Here is a 17,775-nt window from a genome sequence, read left to right as displayed (position 1 = left end):
AGATGCTTGCCGTTCCGGGCAAGCAACCGGTCAGCCGCGCCCGATAAAGGGCATGTTGGTCGCCATCACCGTCATGAACTGCACATTCGCCTCCAGAGGCAGCGAGGCCATGTGCAGCACCGCGTCGGCGACATGGGCCACGTCCATCACCGCCTCGGCCATGATCCGGCCGTCGGCCTGCGGCACGCCCTGGGCCATCGGCGCGGCCATCTCGGTGAGCGCGTTGCCGATGTCGATCTGGCCGCAGGCGATGCCATAGGCCCGCCCGTCGAGCGACAGCGACCGCGTCAGCCCGGTCACCGCGTGCTTGGACATGGTATAGGGAGTGGAGCCCGGCCGCGGCACATGCGCCGAGATCGAGCCGTTGTTGACGATCCGCCCGCCGCGCGGCTGCTGGCGGCGCATCATCCCGAAGGCGCCGCGCGCGACCAGGAACATGCCGGTGATGTTGGTGTCACAGACCCGCAGCCAATCCTCGACCGGGATCTCGTCGATCGGCCGGCCAAAGGCGCCGACGCCGGCATTGTTGAACAGCGCGTCGAGCCGGCCCCACTCGGTCTCGATCCCCTCGTAGAGCGCGTCGACCGAGGCCGGGTCGGCGACGTCGCAGGGCAGCACCAGCGCCGCGTCATGGCCGCGCGCGGTCTCCTTGAGCGGCGCCTCCCGCCGCCCGGTGAGCGCGACCCGCCAGCCCGCCTCGAGAAACCGCCGCGCCGTGGCGCGTCCGATGCCGCTGCCCGCGCCGGTGATCAGGATCGTCCGCTGCTCGCCCGCCCCGCCATTGCCGTCCGTCATGCCCTGCCCTCCTCGCCGGTTGCCGCAGCATCGGCGAGGCCCGGGCGGGGTGCAAGTGGCGGCGCTCGACAGCCCGGCGGGGCTTGTTATACCGGTGCGCGAGGGCCGCCGCGACGGCCACGGCTTGAGGGAGAGAGCGATGAAGCTGCTGCGCCACGGCCCCGCGGGGCAGGAAAAGACCGGGATGCTCGACGCCGCGGGCCGGGTCCGCGACCTGTCGGCGCATCTGCCCGACCTCGCCGGCGCGGCGCTCGAGCCGGCCACGCTCGACCGGCTGCGCGGCCTCGATCCCGAAGGCCTCCCTATGGTCGAGAAGCCTGGCCGGATCGGCCCCTGCCTCGCGCGGGTGCCGAACTTCTTCTGCGTCGGGCTGAACTACAGCAAGCACGCCGCCGAGACCGGCGCCAAGCCCCCCAAGGAGCCGATCCTGTTCTCCAAGGCCAGCTCGGCGCTGTCGGGTCCGAACGACCCGGTGGTGATCCCGCGCGACTCGGAGAAATGCGACTGGGAGGTGGAGCTCGGCGTGGTGATCGGCCGCGAGACGCTCTACGTCTCCGAGGCGGAGGCGCTCGACCACGTGGCGGGCTACTGCGTGATCAACGACGTCTCCGAGCGCGCCTTCCAGGCCGAGCGCGGCGGCCAGTGGATCAAGGGCAAGTCCGCCCCCGGCTTCGGCCCGCTGGGCCCGTGGCTGGTGACCGCCGACGAGGTGCCCGACCCGCAGGCGCTGCGGCTGACGCTCGACCTCAACGGCACGCGGATGCAGGACGAGAGCACCGCCGACATGATCTTCTCGGTGGCCGAGATCGTCGCCTACATGTCGCGCTTCATGAAGCTGGTGCCCGGCGACGTGATCGCCACCGGCACCCCCTCGGGCGTGGGGCTCGGCATGTCGCCGCAGCGCTTCCTGCGCCCGGGCGACGTGATGGAGCTGGAGGTCGAGGGGCTGGGCCGGCAGCGGCAGGAAGTCGTCGCCGCCGGCTGATCCGGGCGGCCCCGCCATCGACGGGGCCGCGCCGCGTGTCAGTGACCGGCGTGGTCGCAGGTCACGTTCGGGTTCATCGGCTCGAGCGGACCGGCCGGGTTCTCCCGGAACAGCCAGACATGCTGATCGAAGTGATCGGTGAAACCATGCGCCTCGTCGGCATCGGTGGCCGGGTCGTCAGCCATCGCGTCCCACAGCCGCCCGTTGATCTCGGGCGGCCCGTTATGCCCGGCCTCGGCCCAGGCCTTCGCGAACACCAGGTTCTCCACTCCGACCAGCTCGACCGAGCCATCCGCCTGCGGCTCGTAGAGCAGGATCGCGGGCTTCGTGAAATCGGTGTGGGTCCCGGTCCCGTCGACCCGGTCGCCCGGCTCCGCCAGTCCCAGCAGCGCCGGATGCAGGTAGTGGATCCCCATCGCGCCGAGCTCGGCGGGCAGCCCCTCGGCCGCCGCCGAGACGCAATGACCCGACGGGTCGGGGATGTAGCCATCGGCCAGGGCCACCTCGACATCGCGGTATTTCTCGGTCGCCGCGCGCAGCGCCTCGAGATCGTAGGTTTCGGCAGCGAGCGGGGTCGCCAAAAGCCCCAACGCCGCGCCTGCAGCACATGTCCTGAACATCGCAAACCTCCACGGAAGGCCGCGCCCCGGCACGGGGCCGGCGCCGCGCATTATAGCGCAAATCGCCCCGTCCTGCGCTGATTTCGTCGCTCCCCGGGCGGGCTCAGTTCACCGTCGTCGGCAGCGGGCGCCCCTCGAGAAAGGCTTCGATGTTGTCGCGCTGCAGCCGGGCCATCGCCGCCCGCGTCTCCCGCGTGGCCGAGCCCTGATGCGGCTGCAGCACCACCTGCTCCAACGCCGCGAAACGCGGGTTCACCCGCGGCTCGTCCCAGAACACGTCGAGCCCGGCACCCCCCAGCCGTCCCGCCTCCAGCGCGTCGAGCAGCGCGTCCTCGTCGACCACCGCCCCGCGCGAGACGTTGATCAGCACCCCCTCGGACCCCAGCGCCGCGATCACCCGGGCCGAGACCGCGCCCTCGGTCGCGGGCCCGCCGACCAGCGTCACCACGAGATGGTCGACCGCCGCCGCCAGCTCCACCGCATCGGCGTGGTAGCGCCAGCCCGGCGTCGGCTTCTCGCTGCGCGAGAAGTAGTGGATCTCGCAGTTGAACGCCGCCAGCCGCTCGGCCACCGCCCGACCGATCCGGCCCAGCCCGAGAATGCCGACCCGCCGCCCCGACAGCTTGCGCGACAGCCCGAAGCCCTGCCCCGCCGCCCAGCGACCGGTGCGGACATGCGCGTCGCCGGCCAGCATCCGCCGCTGCTGCATCAGCAGCATCCCGACCGCCAGATCGGCCACGTCGTCGGTGAGCACGTCTGGCGTGTTGCTGACCCGGATCCCGGCCGCGTCCGCCGCCGCGATGTCGATCGCGTCATAGCCCACGCCGTAATTGGCGATCAGCCCGAGCCGCGGCAGCAGCGCCATCTCCGCCGCGCCGAATGGCGCGTGGCCGCGAAAGGCCAGCGCCCGCACCCCGGCCCGCGCCGCCGCGTCGAGCCCGCGCAGCGCGTCGAGATCCGCGACCATCCGCGCGCCGAGCGCCTCCAGCGCCGCGCGCTCCGCCTCCGGGTAACGGCCCAGCCCGAGGATCGCGCTCACGCCCGCTCCCCCTGGAACGCCGCGAGCCATCCCAGACCGTCCTCGGTCCGGCCCGAGCGCGGCCGGTATTCCGCGCCGATCGGCCCGTCCCAGCCGAGCCGCCGCAGCGCCTTCACGAGGTTGGCGTAATGCACCTCGCCGCCATCTGGCTCGTGCCGGTCGGGCACGCCCGCGATCTGCACATGGCCCACCATCTCGCGATGCGCCTCGAAGCGGCGGATCAGGTCGCCCTGCATGATCTGCAGATGGTAGCAGTCGAACATGATCCGCAGGCAGTCCGAGCCGACCGCCGCCACCGTCGCCGCCGCCTGCTCGATATGGGCGAGGTGATAGCCCGCCACGTCGCGCCGGTTGATCGGCTCGATCAGCAGCCCGACGCCCTGCGGCCCGGCGAGGTCGCAGCCATAGCGCAGGTTCTCGCGGAACACCGCCTCGGCGGCCTCGTGATCGGTGCTGCGCCCGGCCATGACATGGACGTGGCGCGCGCCGATCCGGGCGGCGTAATCCACCGCCTGCCGGATCGCCGCCCGCGCCTCCAGCTCCCGGCCCGGCAGCGCCGCGAGGCCGAAATCCCCGCCCGCCCGCTCGCCCGGCACGGTGTTGATCGACACCATCTCCATCCCGGTCTCGTCGAGCGCGGCGCACACCGCCTCCGCCGCCACGCCGTAGGGCCAGTGGCACTCCACCGCGCCGAAGCCGTGGTTGCGCGCGGCGCGGATCGCGCCCGGCAGGTCGCGGTCGGTGAACAGCATGCCCAGATTGGCGGAGAACATCAGACGCGCATCCCGTCTTGGCCCTCATTCAGCACAGTCTACACCCCCCTGCCCCGTCAACATCGCTCATTCCGGCGGCAGCGGCGGAAGCTCGTCGAAGATGCCCGGCTGCATCTCCTCCCAGAAGCCGAAGATCGCCCGCGCATTGAGCGCGCTCTCCCAGCCATGGCGGCGGAAGTCCTCGCGCTCCAGCTCGCCCTCGAGCCGCGCCGCCATCAGCCGCCGGTCGGCGTCGCGCTGGGTCGGGTTGCGCTTGCGCGCCGCCTCGGCCACCGCCTCGAAGCGCGCCACCCGGGCGGCGCGCCGCGCCGCGCGGGCGTCGATCTCGGCCTCCTCCTCGGCGACCTTGGCCGCCCGCGTCGACACCGCCCGGCGGGCGGCCTCGCTCGGCGGCGCGGCGGGCGCGGCCGCAGGCGTGGCCTCGGGCACCGTCTCCCCGGCCCAGCCCTGGTCGAGCGCCGCGCGCAGATAGCCGACCGGGCTGCGCACGTTCTCCTTGGTCGCCACCCAGTCGAGCTTCTCGGCCACCGCCTCGGCGCCGTGCTCGGCGATCCACTGCCGCGCCAGCCGGTCCGACACGCCCTGCGCCCTGAGCCGCTCATAGACCGGCTGGCTGCGCGTCGCGTGGCCGTCATCGATGTCGAGCATGGCGAGCTGCGGGTTCTCGCGGATCAGGAAGCGCAGCTCGGTGACCGAGCGGCCCATCCGCTTGAACTCGGGCTCGATCAGGATGTTCGAGGAGCGGTTCACCTCCTCGACGCTCGGCTTGATGACCTTGGCGTTGAGATGCTTGAAGCTGCGGTAGTAGTCGCTGTCATCGACGCCCATCAGCCGCCGGAACACCTCGAGCGGCCACCAGCCGGTCGAGCCGGTGCGCACGAAGCGGTAGCAGTTCTCGTAGAGCGCCAGCCCGTGCCCGGAAGTGAAGCGCCGCTGGATGTCGAGATTGATCAGCGCGAAGACCCGCGGGTCGTGCAGCTTCTCGGCCAGCGCCGGTGAATAGGCGTAGTCGCAGACCCCGTCGCGCAGCCGCGCATGCGCCAGCAGCGCCGAGACCCCCCATTCCTGCCGCCCCTTCTCGTCGAGCATGTCCCACTCGGCCACCGTCTCGGCGAGGCCGCGCAGCGCGTCGCGCAGGGAGTCGATGTCGTTCGAGTTGTAGCCGATCATCAGGCACAGGGTCCGCGCATCGATCCGGTGGACCTGCTGGCTGAGCAGCGTGTCATAGGCATTGAGCAGCAGCACGTTCGACAGCTTGCGCTGCAACAGGGTCAGCTTGCCGCCGATATGGATCGCGGCGACGTTCTTCTTGACGGTGCCCCGACGCAGCGCGCCCGGCAGCGCATCGATGTCGATGCGGCCTCCGCCCTTTGCCTGCTTTTCGCTCGCCATGGTCCGATTCCCCGCCGGTTGCCGGCTCGCCCGCAGGCTGCACCGATCGGCACCTTCACGCAAGCGCGATCCGGGTACCTCAGCATCGCGACCAGCCTATCCCGTAAAGGGGTACCTTTCGATGAAGCCACCGTGCGCGGGTCCCCAAGCGCCGCGCAACGGGTTGCCAGCGGGGTCCGATCCGGCGAATCGAGGCCCGTTTCGGCCCCGATCTGCGCGGTTTTCATGCATCCGACCCCATGGTTTCGCGGGTTTCGCACCCCCCGCAGCCGGGTTCCCACCATCCCGAAGACGGGTACCCTTGGCCCCGAACTCGGGTGCCGTTGATCCCGTAACCGGGTACCCAATGCCGCGTATCCTCATGGAAAAACGTCGTTTTTCCCAGCCAAAGACTCTTAAAGATTCCAAAGGATTCAAACATCACGCGGGCTGTGTTTTCGAGAATTATTTGGGGTTTTGGGGCAGGGTTTCGCGGCGAAACCCGATTTGCCACGCTGCGCCAACCGATCTCGGCGGCATATTCCACCGCGCGCGACGATGTGCGACAGTTCCGTCGATAGCGCCACGAACGGCGCACATGAGGACAGGATTCGCATGACCAAGCGCGCGGACGCGACCCCCCCGCCCTTCCACAACATCGACCCGGCCCGAGCAGCGGCCCGTCTCGGCCCCCGCGTGGATACCACGCGATTCGCCAAGGCCGCCACCTTCTGCGCCCGCGGCCGCGACGACATGGCCCGGCGCGGCTACGCCCCCGACGGCACCAAGCGGCTGCGCAAGTTCTCGATCTGGGAGATCACCCGCTACCTGATCCCGGTCGCCGCCGCGCATCTGCGCCGGGTGCTCAAGGCCAACCCCGACCTGCCCCAGGGCGAAGGCGAGGCCGGCGCCAAGTGGTTCAGCCTCAACGAGGTGCTGCGCCTGCGCGACCACTTCGCCGAGGAAGGCGCCGCCAACAAGGAATACCGCCCCTGGCGGCCCGAGGGGCTGCCGGCCAAGATCGCCGCGGTCGCCAACTTCAAGGGCGGCTCCGGCAAGACCACGACCTGCGTCCATCTCGCCATGGCCGCCGCGCTCGACGGCTACAAGGTGCTGGTCATCGACCTCGACAGCCAGGCCTCGATGACCTCGCTGCTGGGCGGCAAGGTCGCCGATGAATGGCAGACCGTCTTCCCGCTGCTGGCTCGCGACTACGCCCGCGCCGTGACCCAGGAGAACGCCGTGCGCGAGGCCGAGGGTCAGCCCCCCCTGCCCCTCGACGAGACGCTGACCGAGGCGTTGGAGGTTTCGCCGCGAAACCTGATCCAGTCGACGCATTGGCCGAACATCGACCTGATCGGCGCGCAGCTGAACCTCTACTGGTCGGAGTTCCAGATCCCGGTCTGGCGGATGAACCTCAAGAGCTGGTCGCTGTGGGACGCGCTCAACAACGCGCTCAACGAGGAGGGTCTGCTCGACGATTACGACATCGTCTTCCTCGATACGCCTCCTGCACTTGGGTACCTTACGATCAATTCGCTGTCCGCCGCCGACATTCTCTTGGTGCCGCTCGGGGCCTCCTTCCTCGAGTTCGACTCCACGGGCCGGTTCTTCGACATGCTCTACTCGACCTTCGCCTCGATCGAGGAAGGCGAGAACGCACAGCGGCGGCGGGCGGGCCTGCCGGAGATGCGGTTCGAGTGGGACGTGGTGCGGGCCATCATCACCCGCTACGACGCCGCGCAGCAGACCGACCTGGCGAACGTGATCCAGGCCTATTTCGGCGACTTCATGACCGCCTACCGGCAGGAGTTCACCGCGCTGGTCGGACAGGCCGGGGAACAGATCAACGGCATCTACGAGGCCGATCACCGCGACTTCAACCGCGAGACCTATCTGCGCGGCCGCGAGGCGTTCGACCGGACCTATGCCGAGTTCAAGGAGCTGCTGCTGGGCAGCTGGTATCGCGACATGATCGAGGAGGAGGAGCAGAGCCATGGCCAGACGCAGGACGCTTGAGGCACCGGACCCCAAGGCACTGGCGGAGATCGAGGCGGGTTTCGCCGCGAAACCGACGGGCGGACCGGGGGGCTTCGCGGCCCCGATCGCCCAGGTCGCGGCCGAGGCTGCCGCCGATCGCGACGCCCGTCCCGCCGCCGACCGCGCGGCGGCGGCGCGTACCGCTGCGGATGCCGCCTCGTGGCGCGATGCCCGGGCCGAGGGGCGGGTGATCGTCACCCTGCCGATCGAGGCGATCGCGCTCGACCACCTGACCCGCGACCGGATCGAAACCGACGCCGAGGCGATGGAAGAGCTGATGGCCTCGATCCGCGCCAGCGGCCAGCGGCTGCCGGTCGAGGTGGTGGAGCTGGGCGAGGGGCGCTACGGCCTCGTCTCCGGCTGGCGCCGCCTGCGGGCGCTGGCGCTGATCGCCGCCGAGGACGGCACGCGGGCCACGGCCAAGGCGGTGATCCGGCCGCGCGGGGAGGCGGGTGACGCCTATGCCGCGATGGTCGAAGAGAACGAGATCCGCGCCCAGCTCACCCCCTATGAGCGCGGCCGGATCGCTGCCGTCGCCGCCCATAGCGGTGCCTTCGAGAGCATGGAGGCGGCGGTCGACGCGATCTTCGCCGCGGCGTCCAAGGCCAAGCGGTCGAAGATCCGCAGCTTCGCGCTGGTGCATTTCGAGTTGAGCGATCTGCTGACCCATGGCCGGGCGCTGAGCGAGGCGGCGGGGCTGCGGCTGGCGGGGGCACTCAAGGCCGGTTTCGCGGCGAAACTCCGCGACGCGCTGGAGCATGGCGACCCTGCGGATGCGGCGGAGGAATGGGCCTTGCTGGAGGCGGCGCTGGCGCCGCTCGAAGCCGCGCCGAAGCCGAGCCCGCGCGGCGGGCGGCCCAAGCGCAAGGCACCCGAGACGCTGGCCGAGACGGTGCTGCCGGATGGCACGCGGGCGCGGCTGCGCGAGGAGGGGACGCGGATCGTTCTGGCGCTGGAAGGGCCGGGCGAGCATGGCGCCCGGCGGGCGCTGGCGGAGCGGCTGATGGCCGTGATCGCCGAGGAAGCGCGCGGCTGAACAGCTCGGGCGATGCCTCAGGGTGTCGCCCTAAGGCATTGATCGATAACGATAAAATGTGGTTTGGCGAAGCGAAGCGCCCGCCACGTTCCGCAATGCCACAAAAAAACGGGGCCCAAGGGCCCCGTTTTTCGTATCAGAGGTGTCAGGCGCTCAGGCGAGCGACAGGTTCACCGCCGATTCGCGGCCGTCACGGCCGGACTCGATGTCGAACGACACCTTCTGGTCGTCGGCCAGGCCGTTCAGGCCCGAGCGCTCGACGGCGGAGATGTGGACGAAGACGTCCTTGCCGCCGTTATCGGGCGCGATGAAGCCGAAGCCTTTGGTGGTGTTGAACCATTTCACGGTGCCAGTGGCCATATCCGTGTCTCCTGTCTGTCCGCTGCCCGCGAGATTGCGGCAGCACGGCATTGCAGTCTGGATCGATCAACTGAGCCGGATGAGCGGAGACAGTAGGGTCGACAAAGAAAACGTCAGCCCGTCACATATGGCGCAGTCGCCACAGATTGCAAGCCTTGGCCGCCCGATTGTCCCGAAAGGCAGGATGGACCGCCGTGCGGGCCCCGACGGGCGAAGGGCGGGGCAGGGGGGCCCGCGCCACGAGAAAGGGGGCCATGAAGGCCCCCGTATCGACCGGGTCGAACCCGGTGGTCGCGCCCCGCCCGATGGCGGGTGCCGCGCGGCTCAGAGGTAGACCGAGCCGCCGAAGATCCGGCGCACCATCTCGGCGCGGGTGGTGCCGAGCGCGGCGAGGTCCTCGTCGCTCATCTCGTTGAGGCGACGCACCTGCTGCATGCGCGGCCCGGCCTCGGCGAGCGCCACCAGACCGCGACCGATCGCGGCGAAGGGGGCGACGAGGATGCTGGTCAGCGAGGAAGTGGCGGTCTGTGCCATGGGATGGCCTCTCATCTGCTTGAATGCCTTGTTCTGTCACAGGATATGCGCCCGTGGCCCGCGCGGGACAACAGACGCTTCGCCATGGCCGGGTTGCGCCTGATGCAACTCCCGGTACGTCAGGCGAAGGCGGCACCCGCCGCGCGGCCCGAGAGCAGCGCCGCCTCGATCGTGTCGGGCAGCACCGGATCGAGCCAGCCACCCGCCAGCATCAGGTTGGGCAGCGGGCGCGGGTCGGGCCGGGCGGCGCGCGCCGCCGGCGAGGGGTCGGCGGTGGCGGCGCGGGCACGGACCAGCCGGGCGGCGAGCGGCGGCGCGTCCGTGCCGAGCGCGCGGGCGACATCGGCCCAGATCCTTGCCGTCAGCGCGGCGCGGTCGGCGTCCCCGAGGCCCTGCGCCGCGAGGCAGGCATCGGCGGCCGAGATCGTGACCGAGACCACGTCGTCGCGGGTGAACAGCCAGTGCGACAGGCCGGAGACCAGCCCGAGGATCGGCGGCAGCGTCGCGGCCAGCGCCGGGTCGACGCGGAAATGCGCGTTGAGGATCGGCGCGCCGGGACGGGGCGCGAGCCCGAGCAGCGGGGCCGCCGCCTCCTGCGGCAGGGCGAGGATGGCGGCGTCGTCGGGGCCAAGCGTCACCAGCTCCTCGCCGAAGCGCAGCGCGGTGAGACGGGCGCCGCTCTCCAGCCCGGTGAGCGGGCGGCGCGCGTTCAGCGTCACGCCGCGCCGCGCCAGCAGCGCCAGCGCCGGGTCGACCAGCGTCGGGCCGAGGCCGCGGGGCAGGGTGACGGGATGGCAGGCGCGGCCGCCGCGCAGCGCGCTCTGGCGCAGCGTCGCGGCCAGCGGCTGCGCGGCAGCGTGCTCGGGCGGGGCGTTGAGGATGGCCAGGGTCAGCGGCTCCCACAGCCGGGTCCAGGCGGCGCCGCGGCCGGGGATCGCCTGCGCCACGGTGACGCCGGGCCCCGCGCGCATCAGCCGGGCGAGGTCGGGGCCGAGCGTCAGGGCGGCGCCGGGGGGCAGCCGCAGGTCGCGCCAGAGACCCGAGAGGCCGTCGGGCAGCGCGAAACGCCAGCGCGCGCCGCTGGCGAGGTCGAGAAAGGGCAGCGCGGCGCGCGGCGCGATCTCGAGCATGTGGCGGCTGCCGATCCGGCCGCAATGCGCAAGCGCCCCGGCATTGCCCGAAAGGATCAGGTGGTTGCCATTGTCGACCAGCCGGTTGGTGGCGGCGTCGTGGAAGCTCCAGGCGCGGCCGCCGGCGCGGGCGGTGGCCTCGTGCAGATGGGTCTCGATGCCGGCCTCGCTGAGCCGCAGCGCGGCGGCGAGGCCGGCGAGCCCCGCGCCGATGACATGGACCCGCCTCACGCCTGGCCGGTGGCGAGGCAGCGCAGCCCGGCCGCGAGCTTGTCCCAGCGGGTCTGGCGCGGCGGCGGGCGGTCTGGCGCGGCCTCGATCCGGCGCAGCAGCGCGGCATAGGCGCCCATCATCATCAGCGCGGGCGCGAGCCGCAGCCGGGGATGGGCCGGGATCTCGGCCCGGGCGGCGTCGAAGCCGGCGCGGGCCCGCGCGGCGAGCTGCAGCCGCGCCCGCGCCAGCCCGGCGGCGTCGGGCAGCCGGGCGGGATCGGCGGGCAGGCCGCATTCGGCCAGGAGCGGCGCGGGCAGATAGAGGCGGCCGAAACCGGCATCCTCCTCGATGTCGCGAGCGATGTTGGTGAGCTGCAGCGCCTCGGCCAGGGCCAGCGCGAAGCGCCGCGAGGGGGCGCCGCGCCAGGCGCCGAAGACATGCATCGACAGGATGCCGACCGCACCCGCGACCCGGCGGACATAGGCGTCGAGCCGCTCGGGCGAGGGGGCGACGACGCCGTCGAGATCCATGCGCATGCCTTCGAGCACCAGCGCCAGCTCCTCGATCGGCAGGGCGTGGGCGTCGATGGCGTGGCGCAGCTCGCGGCCGACCGGGGTCTGCGGGATGCGGGCCTCGATCCGGCCCAGCTCGTCGGCCCAGCCGTCGAGGAAGGCGCGCTTCTCGGCGAGCGGCGCGGGGCCGTCGACCATGTCGTCGAGCAGCCGGCAATAGGCATAGACGGCGAGGATCGCCCGGCGGCGGCGGCCGGGCAGCAGCCGCATCGCGGCGCCGAAGCTGCTGTTCGACGCGGCGACGATGCGCGCGACCTCGCGCCGGGCCTCGGTCATCGCCGCGGCGCGGGCAGCATGAGCGCGGCCAGACCGCGGCCTATGGCGCGGGCGCGGTCGGCGCGGGACGGGGCGACGCGGGTGGCGAGCGGGTCCTCGTCGCGCAGCCGCCTGTGCAGGGCGCGGGCCAGCGACAGGATCACCACCGTCTCGGCCCGCAGCCGGCGCGAGCGCAGCGTGGGGGGCAGCTGGGCGGCCTGGGCGAGCAGCGCCTCGGAGGTTTCGAGCGCGCGGTCAATGGCGCGGCGCAGTGGTCGCGAGGCCTGATCGGCGGCTAGATCGCGCGGCGTGGCGCCGGCGCCGCGCATCCAGTCGGCGGGCAGGTAGATCCGGTTCAGCTCGCGCTTGTCCTCGCGCAGGTCCTGCAGGTGGTTGAGCAGCTGCAGCGCGGTGCACAGCGCGTCGGCGCTGGCGCGGTCGGCCTCGGCCTCGTCATGCAGGTCGAGGAGGAAGCGGCCGACCGGCTCGGCCGAGGCGCGGCAATAGTCGCGCAGCGCCTCCCAGCTGTCGCAATGCTCCAGCGTCAGGTCGGCGCGGAAGGCGCGCAGCATGTCGGCGGCGTGGCGCTCCAGCCCGGGATGGCCGATGGCGGCGAGGCTGGCGCGCAGCGTCAGCGCGCGCGGATCGCCCTCGGCCTCGCCGCGCAGCCCGGCCTCGATCGCGTCGAGACGGGCGCGGCGCTGCGCCGGGTCGAGGCCGGGCGCGTCGGCCGCCTCGTCGGCGGCGCGCACCACCGCGTAGAAGGCGCGGACCGGCGCGCGCAGCGGTGCGGCGATCAGCCGCGAGGCGACGGGGAAGTTCTCGTGCTCAGGGCCGCGCGGGCGCGCGGGCGGCCGCGGGCGCGCGGGCCGGGTCGGGCGCACCGGCTGCGACGTCGCGCCGGAAGAGGGGGCGGTGTCGATTTTTTCCATGTCGCCGCCCATCCGCGCCCTAATTGGTCCTGCGCCCGCGCGAAAGCGGGGATCGAAAGGTGACACTGATGGTAGAGAGCGGAAACCGCAAGACGATCGCGGCCGGCGCGGCGGTTCCGCGATGAACGTGATGCAGGCGCGACCCGCGCCGCGCAGGGTGCTGGTGATCGGCGCGGGCCCCGGCGGTCTGGCCACGGCGATGCTGCTGCGGGCGGCCGGGGCCGAGGTGACGATCCTCGAGAAGGAAGACCAGCCCGGCGGGCGCACCGGCGCGATCCGCCGCGACGGCTTCACCTTCGACATCGGGCCGACCTTCTTTCTCTATCCCGAGATCCCGCGCGAGATCTTTGCGGCCTGCGGCTATGATTTCGACGCCGAGGTCGAGCTGGTGAAGCTCGACCCGATGTACCGGCTGCAATTCGACGACGGGCGGATGATCGACGCCACCGCCGATGTCGAGCGGCTGACCGCGCAGGTGGCCAAGATCGACGCCCGCGACGCGCGCAACGTGGCGGGCTATCTGGAGGCCAACCGCGCCAAGTTCGAGGCGTTCCGCCCGATCCTGCAGCGGCCCTTCGCCAGCCTGCGCGATCTCGCCCAGCCGGACATGCTCCGCGCGCTGCCCAAGTTCCGGCCCTGGTCGACGGTGGATGGCGAGCTGCATCGCTGGTTTCGCAACCCCGATGTGCGCGTGGCCTTCTCCTTCCAGTCGAAATACCTGGGCATGTCGCCGTTCAAGTGCCCCTCGCTCTTCACCATCATCGCCCATGTCGAATACGGCTTCGGGGTCTGGCACCCCAAGGGCGGCTGCAACGCGATCACCGCCGCCATGGCGCGGGTGGCGCGGCGGATGGGGGTCGATATCCGGCTGTCGGAGCCGGTCGAGCGGCTCAAGCTCGAAGGGCGGCGCGCGGTGGGCGCGGTGACCGCTAGGGGCGATCACGACGCCGACGCGGTGGTGATGAACGCCGATTTCGCCCATGCGATGACGACGCTGGTGCCGGATGCGGCGCGCAGGCGCTGGAGCGACAAGCGCATCAAGTCCAAGAGCTATTCCTGCTCCACCTTCATGCTCTATCTCGGCATCGAAGGGACGCTGCCTGACATGCAGCATCACACCATCGCCTTTTCGGGCGACTACCAGCGCAACGTCGCCGAGATCGACGCGGGAAAGGCACCCGTCGAGCCGACGATCTACGTGCAGAACGCCAGCCGCACCGATCCGACGCTGGCGCCCGCGGGGCATTCGGCGCTCTACGTGCTGGCGCCGGTCGGCAATTTGACCGGGGGCGAGGACTGGGCGGCGCTGGCGCCGGCCTACCGCGAGAAGATCCTCGACCGGGTCTCGAAGCTGGCGGGGCACGACATCCGGCCGCTGATCCGCACCGAGCTGATGTTCACGCCGGAGGACTGGCGCTCCAAGCTCGCCGTCTACAATGGCGCGACCTTCAACCTCGCGCATAATCTCGGCCAGATGCTGCATTACCGGCCCCGCAACCGGTTCGAGGATATCGACGGGGTTTATCTCACCGGGGGCGGCACGCATCCCGGCTCGGGCCTGCCGACGATCTTTGAGAGCGCGCGGATCGCGGCCAAGCTTTGCGGCGAGGATCTGGGCCTGCCGGGGGCGGGCGACATATCAACGACATTGCCGATGGAGGCTGCGGAATGAAGACGGGGATCATCGGGGGCGGCCTCGGCGGGCTGGCGGCGGCCTGCACGCTGGCGGCGCGCGGCCATGACGTCGTGCTGTTCGAGAAGAACGACTGGCTCGGCGGCAAGGCGGCGCTGCTGGAGCAGGGCGGCTACCGCTTCGACATGGGGCCGACCATCCTGACCATGCCGCGGGTGCTTGAGAGGATCTTTGCCGAGGCCGGGCGCGAGCTGCACCGCGAGCTGGATCTGCGCCGGCTCGATCCGCAATGGCGCTGCTTCTACGACGACGGCACCGTGCTCGACCTGCGCGACGACCCGAAGCGCGCGGCCGAGGAGATCGGCAGGCTGTCGCCCGAGGACCGCGCAGGCTTCGAGCGGTTCATGGCGGTGGCGTCGCGGCTGTCGGATGTCTCCGACCGGTTCTTCTTCTGGAAGTCGGTCGAGGATCTGCGCGACACCATGGATCTCAAGGCCAATATGAGCCTCGCCACCCTGAAGGACGTGATGGCGCTCAGGATGCATCGCACCGTGGCCGGGCAGATCAAGCGCGACGTGAAGGATGGCCGCGTGGCGCAGATGCTGGAGCATTTCATCCAGTATGTCGGCTCCTCGCCGCTGGCCTCTCCGGCGGTGCTTTGCGGCATCGCGCAGATGCAGCAGGGCGAGGGGGTCTGGTACCCGATGGGCGGGACGCGGGCCGTGCCGCTGGCGCTGGCGCGGCTGGCCGAGAGCCTCGGCGTCGAGGTCCGCACCGGCACCGGGGTCGAGCGGATCGAGGTCGAGGCGGGCCGGGCGCGGGCCGTTATCACCGATACCGGCGAGCGCGTGGCCTGCGACCGGGTGGTGTCGAACATGGACAGCGTGCGCACCTATGCCGAGCTGGTCGGCGGCGCCGAGGGCCGCGCCTTTGCCCGGACCCGCAAGCGCGAGGCGGCCTGTTCGGGGGTGGTGCTCTATCTCGGGATCGACCGGGCCTATGAGCATCTGGCGCATCATAACTTCGTCTTCTCGCGCGACCCAAAGGAGGAGTTCGGCGCGATCTACGATCACGGCGAGCCGGCGCCGGACCCGACCGCATACATCGCCGCACCCGCGCGCACCGAGGCGGGCGTGGCGCCGGAGGGCGGCGAGGCGCTCTACGTGCTCGTCCACACGCCCTATCTGCGCTCGCATCACGACTGGAGCCGGATGCTGCCGCATTACCGGGAGGTGATCCTCGACAAGCTGGGCCGCGCGGCGGGGATGGAGGACATCCGGTCGCGCATCCAGGTCGAGCGCGCGCTCACCCCGCAGGACATCCACGAGCGCTACAAGGTGTTGAACGGCGCGATCTACGGCCTTGCCAGCCACGGCAAGGTGATGGGCGCCTTCAAGCCGGGCAACCGGTCGCGGCAGGTCGAGGGGCTCTATCTTGCGGGCGGTTCGGCGCATCCGGGGCCGGGCATGCCGATGGCGCTGATGTCGGGCTGGATCGCCGCCGACACGCTCGACGCCGATGCGCGGGGCGCAGGCGACGTGGCGCGCGAGAGGGCCGATGTCGCGGCCGAGTGATCCCGAGGCCGCGCGCTCCGCGCGGATGGCGCGGTTCTTCGCGGGGGTGATGCGGCGCCAGCTCGCGCGGCAGTTCCGGGCGGTGCGGATCGCCCGGCCCGGGCTGCCGCCGCTCGACGTGGCGCGGCCGGTGATGGTGGTCACCAACCACCCCTCATGGTGGGACCCGGCGGTGATGATCGCGCTGCACGACACGCTGTTTCCGGGGCGGACGGGGTTCGGCCCGATCGAGGCGGCGATGCTCGACAAATACCCATTCATGGGGCGGATCGGCCTGTTCGGGGTCGAGGAGGGCGCGCGCGGCGCGGCCGGGTTCCTGCGGGTGGCGGGGCGGCTAATGGCGCGGCCCGACCGGGTGCTCTGGATCACCGCGCAGGGCCGGTTCGCCGATCCGCGCGAGCGGCCCCTCGGGCTGCGCCCCGGTGCGGCGCATCTGCTGGCGCGGCAGCCCGGTCTGGTGGCGCTGCCGCTGGCGCTCGAATACCCGTTCTGGTCCGAGAAGCGGCCCGAGGCGATGCTGCGTTTCGGCACGCCGGTGGCGGCGCGCGAGGGCGAGGCGGCGGCGGAGGTCGGGGCGCGGCTGGAGGCGGCGCTGACCGCGAGCTGCGACGCGCTGGCGGCCTTGGCGATGGCGCGCGATCCGGCGGCGTTCCGCACGGTGATCGGCGGCGCGCGCGGCACCGGCGGGGTCTATGGGCTGTGGCAGCGCGGGCGGGCGGCACTTGCCGGACGGCGCTTCGTGCCCGACCACGAGGAGGGGTGATGCTGCTGGCGCTGTCGATCCTTGGCCTCGCGCTGGCCGCGCTCTTCGCGGTGATGGTGGCGGTGAACCTCACGGTGCTGCGCGCGCCGGAGGGCGAGGCCGCCGAGCCGGTGTCGATCCTGATCCCGGCGCGCGACGAGGCGGGCAACATCCGGGCCGCGCTCGACGCGGCGTTGGGGCAGCGCGGCGTCGATGTCGAGGTGGTGGTGCTCGATGACGGGTCGACGGACGGGACCGACGCCATCGTCGCCGAACGGGCCGGGCGCGATGCGCGGCTGCGGCTGATCCGCGGCGCGCCGCTGCCAGTGGGCTGGATCGGCAAGACGCATGCCTGCGCCCAGCTCGGCCGGGCGGCGCGGCATCCGCTCTTGCTCTTCGTCGATGCGGACGTGCGGCTGGCGCCGGACGCGGCGGCGCGGCTGGCGAGCGAGATGGGGCGGCAGCGGCTCGACCTGCTGAGCGGCTTTCCCCGGCAGCTGACGCCGACATGGGCGGAGCGGATCGTGATCCCGCAGATCTTCACCACGCTCTTGGGTTACCTGCCGCTGCCGATGGCCCGCGCCCGGCCCGATCCGGCCTTCGGCGCGGGTTGCGGCCAGCTTCTGATGGTGCGGGGCGCGGCCTACCGGGCGGCGGGCGGGCACGCGGCCTTTGCGGGCAAGATGCATGACGGGCTGGAGCTGCCGCGCCGGGTGCGGGCGGCGGGCGGGCGCAGCGATCTGTGCGACGCGACCGGGATCGCCGCCTGCCGGATGTACGCCACGCCGCGCCAGATCTGGGACGGGTTTTCCAAGAACGCGACCGAGGGGATGGCGACGCCGCGCGCGCTCCCCATCTGGACGCTGCTGCTGTTCGGCGGGCACGTGCTGCCGTTCCTGACCCTGGCGGCGGCGCTGGTCGCCGGGGCGGGTTGGGCGGCGGCGTTTTCGGCGCTGGCCTGCGCGCTGGTGCTGGGCGCGCGGGTGGCGATGGCGGTGCGGCTGCGGCAGTCCTGGCTGTCGGTGGCGGCGCATCCGCTGGGCGTGCTGGTGGTGCTGGCGATCCAGTTCGCGGCGCTGGCCCGCGCCCGGCGCGGCGGGCGGGCCTCGTGGCGGGGGCGCGACTATCCGGCCTGAAGGGGGTGTCTGCGTGACTGCTCTGCCTGAGCGCG

At 71.9% G+C, this 17,775-nt stretch carries 17 protein-coding genes; 7 read left to right on the top strand and 10 right to left on the bottom strand.

Annotated features, from left to right (window positions below; all coding sequences use genetic code 11):
* Positions 1 to 30 precede the first annotated feature (30 nt).
* The gene (locus T8T21_RS16715) at positions 31 to 795 is read right to left on the bottom strand and encodes an SDR family oxidoreductase (RefSeq protein ID WP_322337561.1); all 765 of its coding nucleotides are present in this window, start codon (positions 793 to 795) and stop codon (positions 31 to 33) included.
* A gap of 139 nt (positions 796 to 934) precedes the next feature.
* On the opposite strand from T8T21_RS16715, the gene T8T21_RS16710 reads away from it, so the two are divergent.
* The gene (locus T8T21_RS16710) at positions 935 to 1,780 is read left to right on the top strand and encodes a fumarylacetoacetate hydrolase family protein (RefSeq protein ID WP_322337560.1); all 846 of its coding nucleotides are present in this window, start codon (positions 935 to 937) and stop codon (positions 1,778 to 1,780) included.
* Between the two features lie 38 nt (positions 1,781 to 1,818).
* Here the strand turns inward: T8T21_RS16710 and T8T21_RS16705 are convergent, their stop codons facing one another.
* The 4 genes from T8T21_RS16705 to T8T21_RS16690 all read right to left on the bottom strand — a co-directional run bounded on the left by T8T21_RS16705 (position 1,819) and on the right by T8T21_RS16690 (position 5,604).
* The gene (locus tag T8T21_RS16705; protein WP_322337559.1) at positions 1,819 to 2,400 is read right to left on the bottom strand and encodes a hypothetical protein; all 582 of its coding nucleotides are present in this window, start codon (positions 2,398 to 2,400) and stop codon (positions 1,819 to 1,821) included.
* 103 nt (positions 2,401 to 2,503) lie between these two features.
* A complete protein-coding gene (locus tag T8T21_RS16700; protein ID WP_322337558.1) occupies positions 2,504 to 3,469 on the bottom strand; it encodes a 2-hydroxyacid dehydrogenase in 966 nt (321 codons plus the stop codon).
* A complete protein-coding gene (locus T8T21_RS16695; RefSeq protein ID WP_322337557.1) occupies positions 3,436 to 4,212 on the bottom strand; it encodes a hydroxypyruvate isomerase family protein in 777 nt (258 codons plus the stop codon). The genes T8T21_RS16700 and T8T21_RS16695 overlap by 34 nt, the downstream gene beginning before the upstream one ends.
* 66 nt (positions 4,213 to 4,278) lie before the next feature.
* Positions 4,279 to 5,604, bottom strand: a complete 1,326-nt coding sequence (locus T8T21_RS16690; protein ID WP_322337556.1) for a replication initiation protein — start codon at positions 5,602 to 5,604, stop codon at positions 4,279 to 4,281.
* Between the two features lie 594 nt (positions 5,605 to 6,198).
* Here T8T21_RS16690 and T8T21_RS16685 point away from each other — a divergent pair.
* Complete coding sequence (locus T8T21_RS16685; RefSeq protein WP_322337555.1) at positions 6,199 to 7,602, top strand: AAA family ATPase; 1,404 nt, start codon at positions 6,199 to 6,201, stop codon at positions 7,600 to 7,602.
* A complete protein-coding gene (locus T8T21_RS16680) occupies positions 7,580 to 8,659 on the top strand; it encodes a ParB/RepB/Spo0J family partition protein (protein ID WP_322337554.1) in 1,080 nt (359 codons plus the stop codon). The genes T8T21_RS16685 and T8T21_RS16680 overlap by 23 nt, the downstream gene beginning before the upstream one ends.
* A 153-nt stretch (positions 8,660 to 8,812) precedes the next feature.
* Here the strand turns inward: T8T21_RS16680 and T8T21_RS16675 are convergent, their stop codons facing one another.
* From T8T21_RS16675 to T8T21_RS16655, 5 genes are all read right to left on the bottom strand, one after another.
* The gene (locus tag T8T21_RS16675) at positions 8,813 to 9,019 is read right to left on the bottom strand and encodes a cold-shock protein (protein WP_322337553.1); all 207 of its coding nucleotides are present in this window, start codon (positions 9,017 to 9,019) and stop codon (positions 8,813 to 8,815) included.
* 324 nt (positions 9,020 to 9,343) lie between these two features.
* Positions 9,344 to 9,553 (bottom strand): DUF1127 domain-containing protein, encoded by a 210-nt coding sequence (locus T8T21_RS16670; RefSeq protein ID WP_322337552.1) that lies wholly within the window; start codon positions 9,551 to 9,553, stop codon positions 9,344 to 9,346.
* Between the two features lie 119 nt (positions 9,554 to 9,672).
* Complete coding sequence (locus T8T21_RS16665) at positions 9,673 to 10,914, bottom strand: hydroxysqualene dehydroxylase (protein WP_322337551.1); 1,242 nt, start codon at positions 10,912 to 10,914, stop codon at positions 9,673 to 9,675.
* Positions 10,911 to 11,744: a squalene/phytoene synthase family protein gene (locus T8T21_RS16660; protein WP_322337550.1), complete on the bottom strand. Its 834-nt coding sequence runs from the start codon at positions 11,742 to 11,744 to the stop codon at positions 10,911 to 10,913. Before T8T21_RS16660 ends, T8T21_RS16665 begins: the two co-directional genes overlap by 4 nt.
* Complete coding sequence (locus T8T21_RS16655; RefSeq protein ID WP_322337549.1) at positions 11,741 to 12,655, bottom strand: squalene/phytoene synthase family protein; 915 nt, start codon at positions 12,653 to 12,655, stop codon at positions 11,741 to 11,743. Before T8T21_RS16655 ends, T8T21_RS16660 begins: the two co-directional genes overlap by 4 nt.
* A 121-nt stretch (positions 12,656 to 12,776) precedes the next feature.
* Between T8T21_RS16655 and crtI the strand changes: the two genes are divergently transcribed.
* Genes crtI through T8T21_RS16635 form a run of 4 tightly spaced genes read left to right on the top strand, consistent with a single transcriptional unit; the run spans position 12,777 to position 17,740 of the window.
* Positions 12,777 to 14,327 carry a phytoene desaturase family protein gene (gene crtI, locus T8T21_RS16650; protein ID WP_322337548.1) on the top strand — a complete coding sequence of 517 codons (1,551 nt, stop codon included), beginning with the start codon at positions 12,777 to 12,779 and terminating at the stop codon, positions 14,325 to 14,327.
* Positions 14,324 to 15,862 carry a phytoene desaturase family protein gene (locus T8T21_RS16645; protein WP_322337547.1) on the top strand — a complete coding sequence of 513 codons (1,539 nt, stop codon included), beginning with the start codon at positions 14,324 to 14,326 and terminating at the stop codon, positions 15,860 to 15,862. The genes crtI and T8T21_RS16645 overlap by 4 nt, the downstream gene beginning before the upstream one ends.
* Positions 15,846 to 16,625 carry a lysophospholipid acyltransferase family protein gene (locus T8T21_RS16640; protein ID WP_322337546.1) on the top strand — a complete coding sequence of 260 codons (780 nt, stop codon included), beginning with the start codon at positions 15,846 to 15,848 and terminating at the stop codon, positions 16,623 to 16,625. The genes T8T21_RS16645 and T8T21_RS16640 overlap by 17 nt, the downstream gene beginning before the upstream one ends.
* Positions 16,625 to 17,740, top strand: a complete 1,116-nt coding sequence (locus T8T21_RS16635; RefSeq protein WP_322337545.1) for a glycosyltransferase — start codon at positions 16,625 to 16,627, stop codon at positions 17,738 to 17,740. The genes T8T21_RS16640 and T8T21_RS16635 overlap by 1 nt, the downstream gene beginning before the upstream one ends.
* Positions 17,741 to 17,775: the final 35 nt, after the last annotated feature.

It is taken from the genome of Limimaricola variabilis (assembly GCF_034371605.1).
Classification (GTDB): domain Bacteria; phylum Pseudomonadota; class Alphaproteobacteria; order Rhodobacterales; family Rhodobacteraceae; genus Limimaricola; species Limimaricola variabilis.
This window is presented reverse-complemented; position numbering and strand designations above follow the sequence as displayed.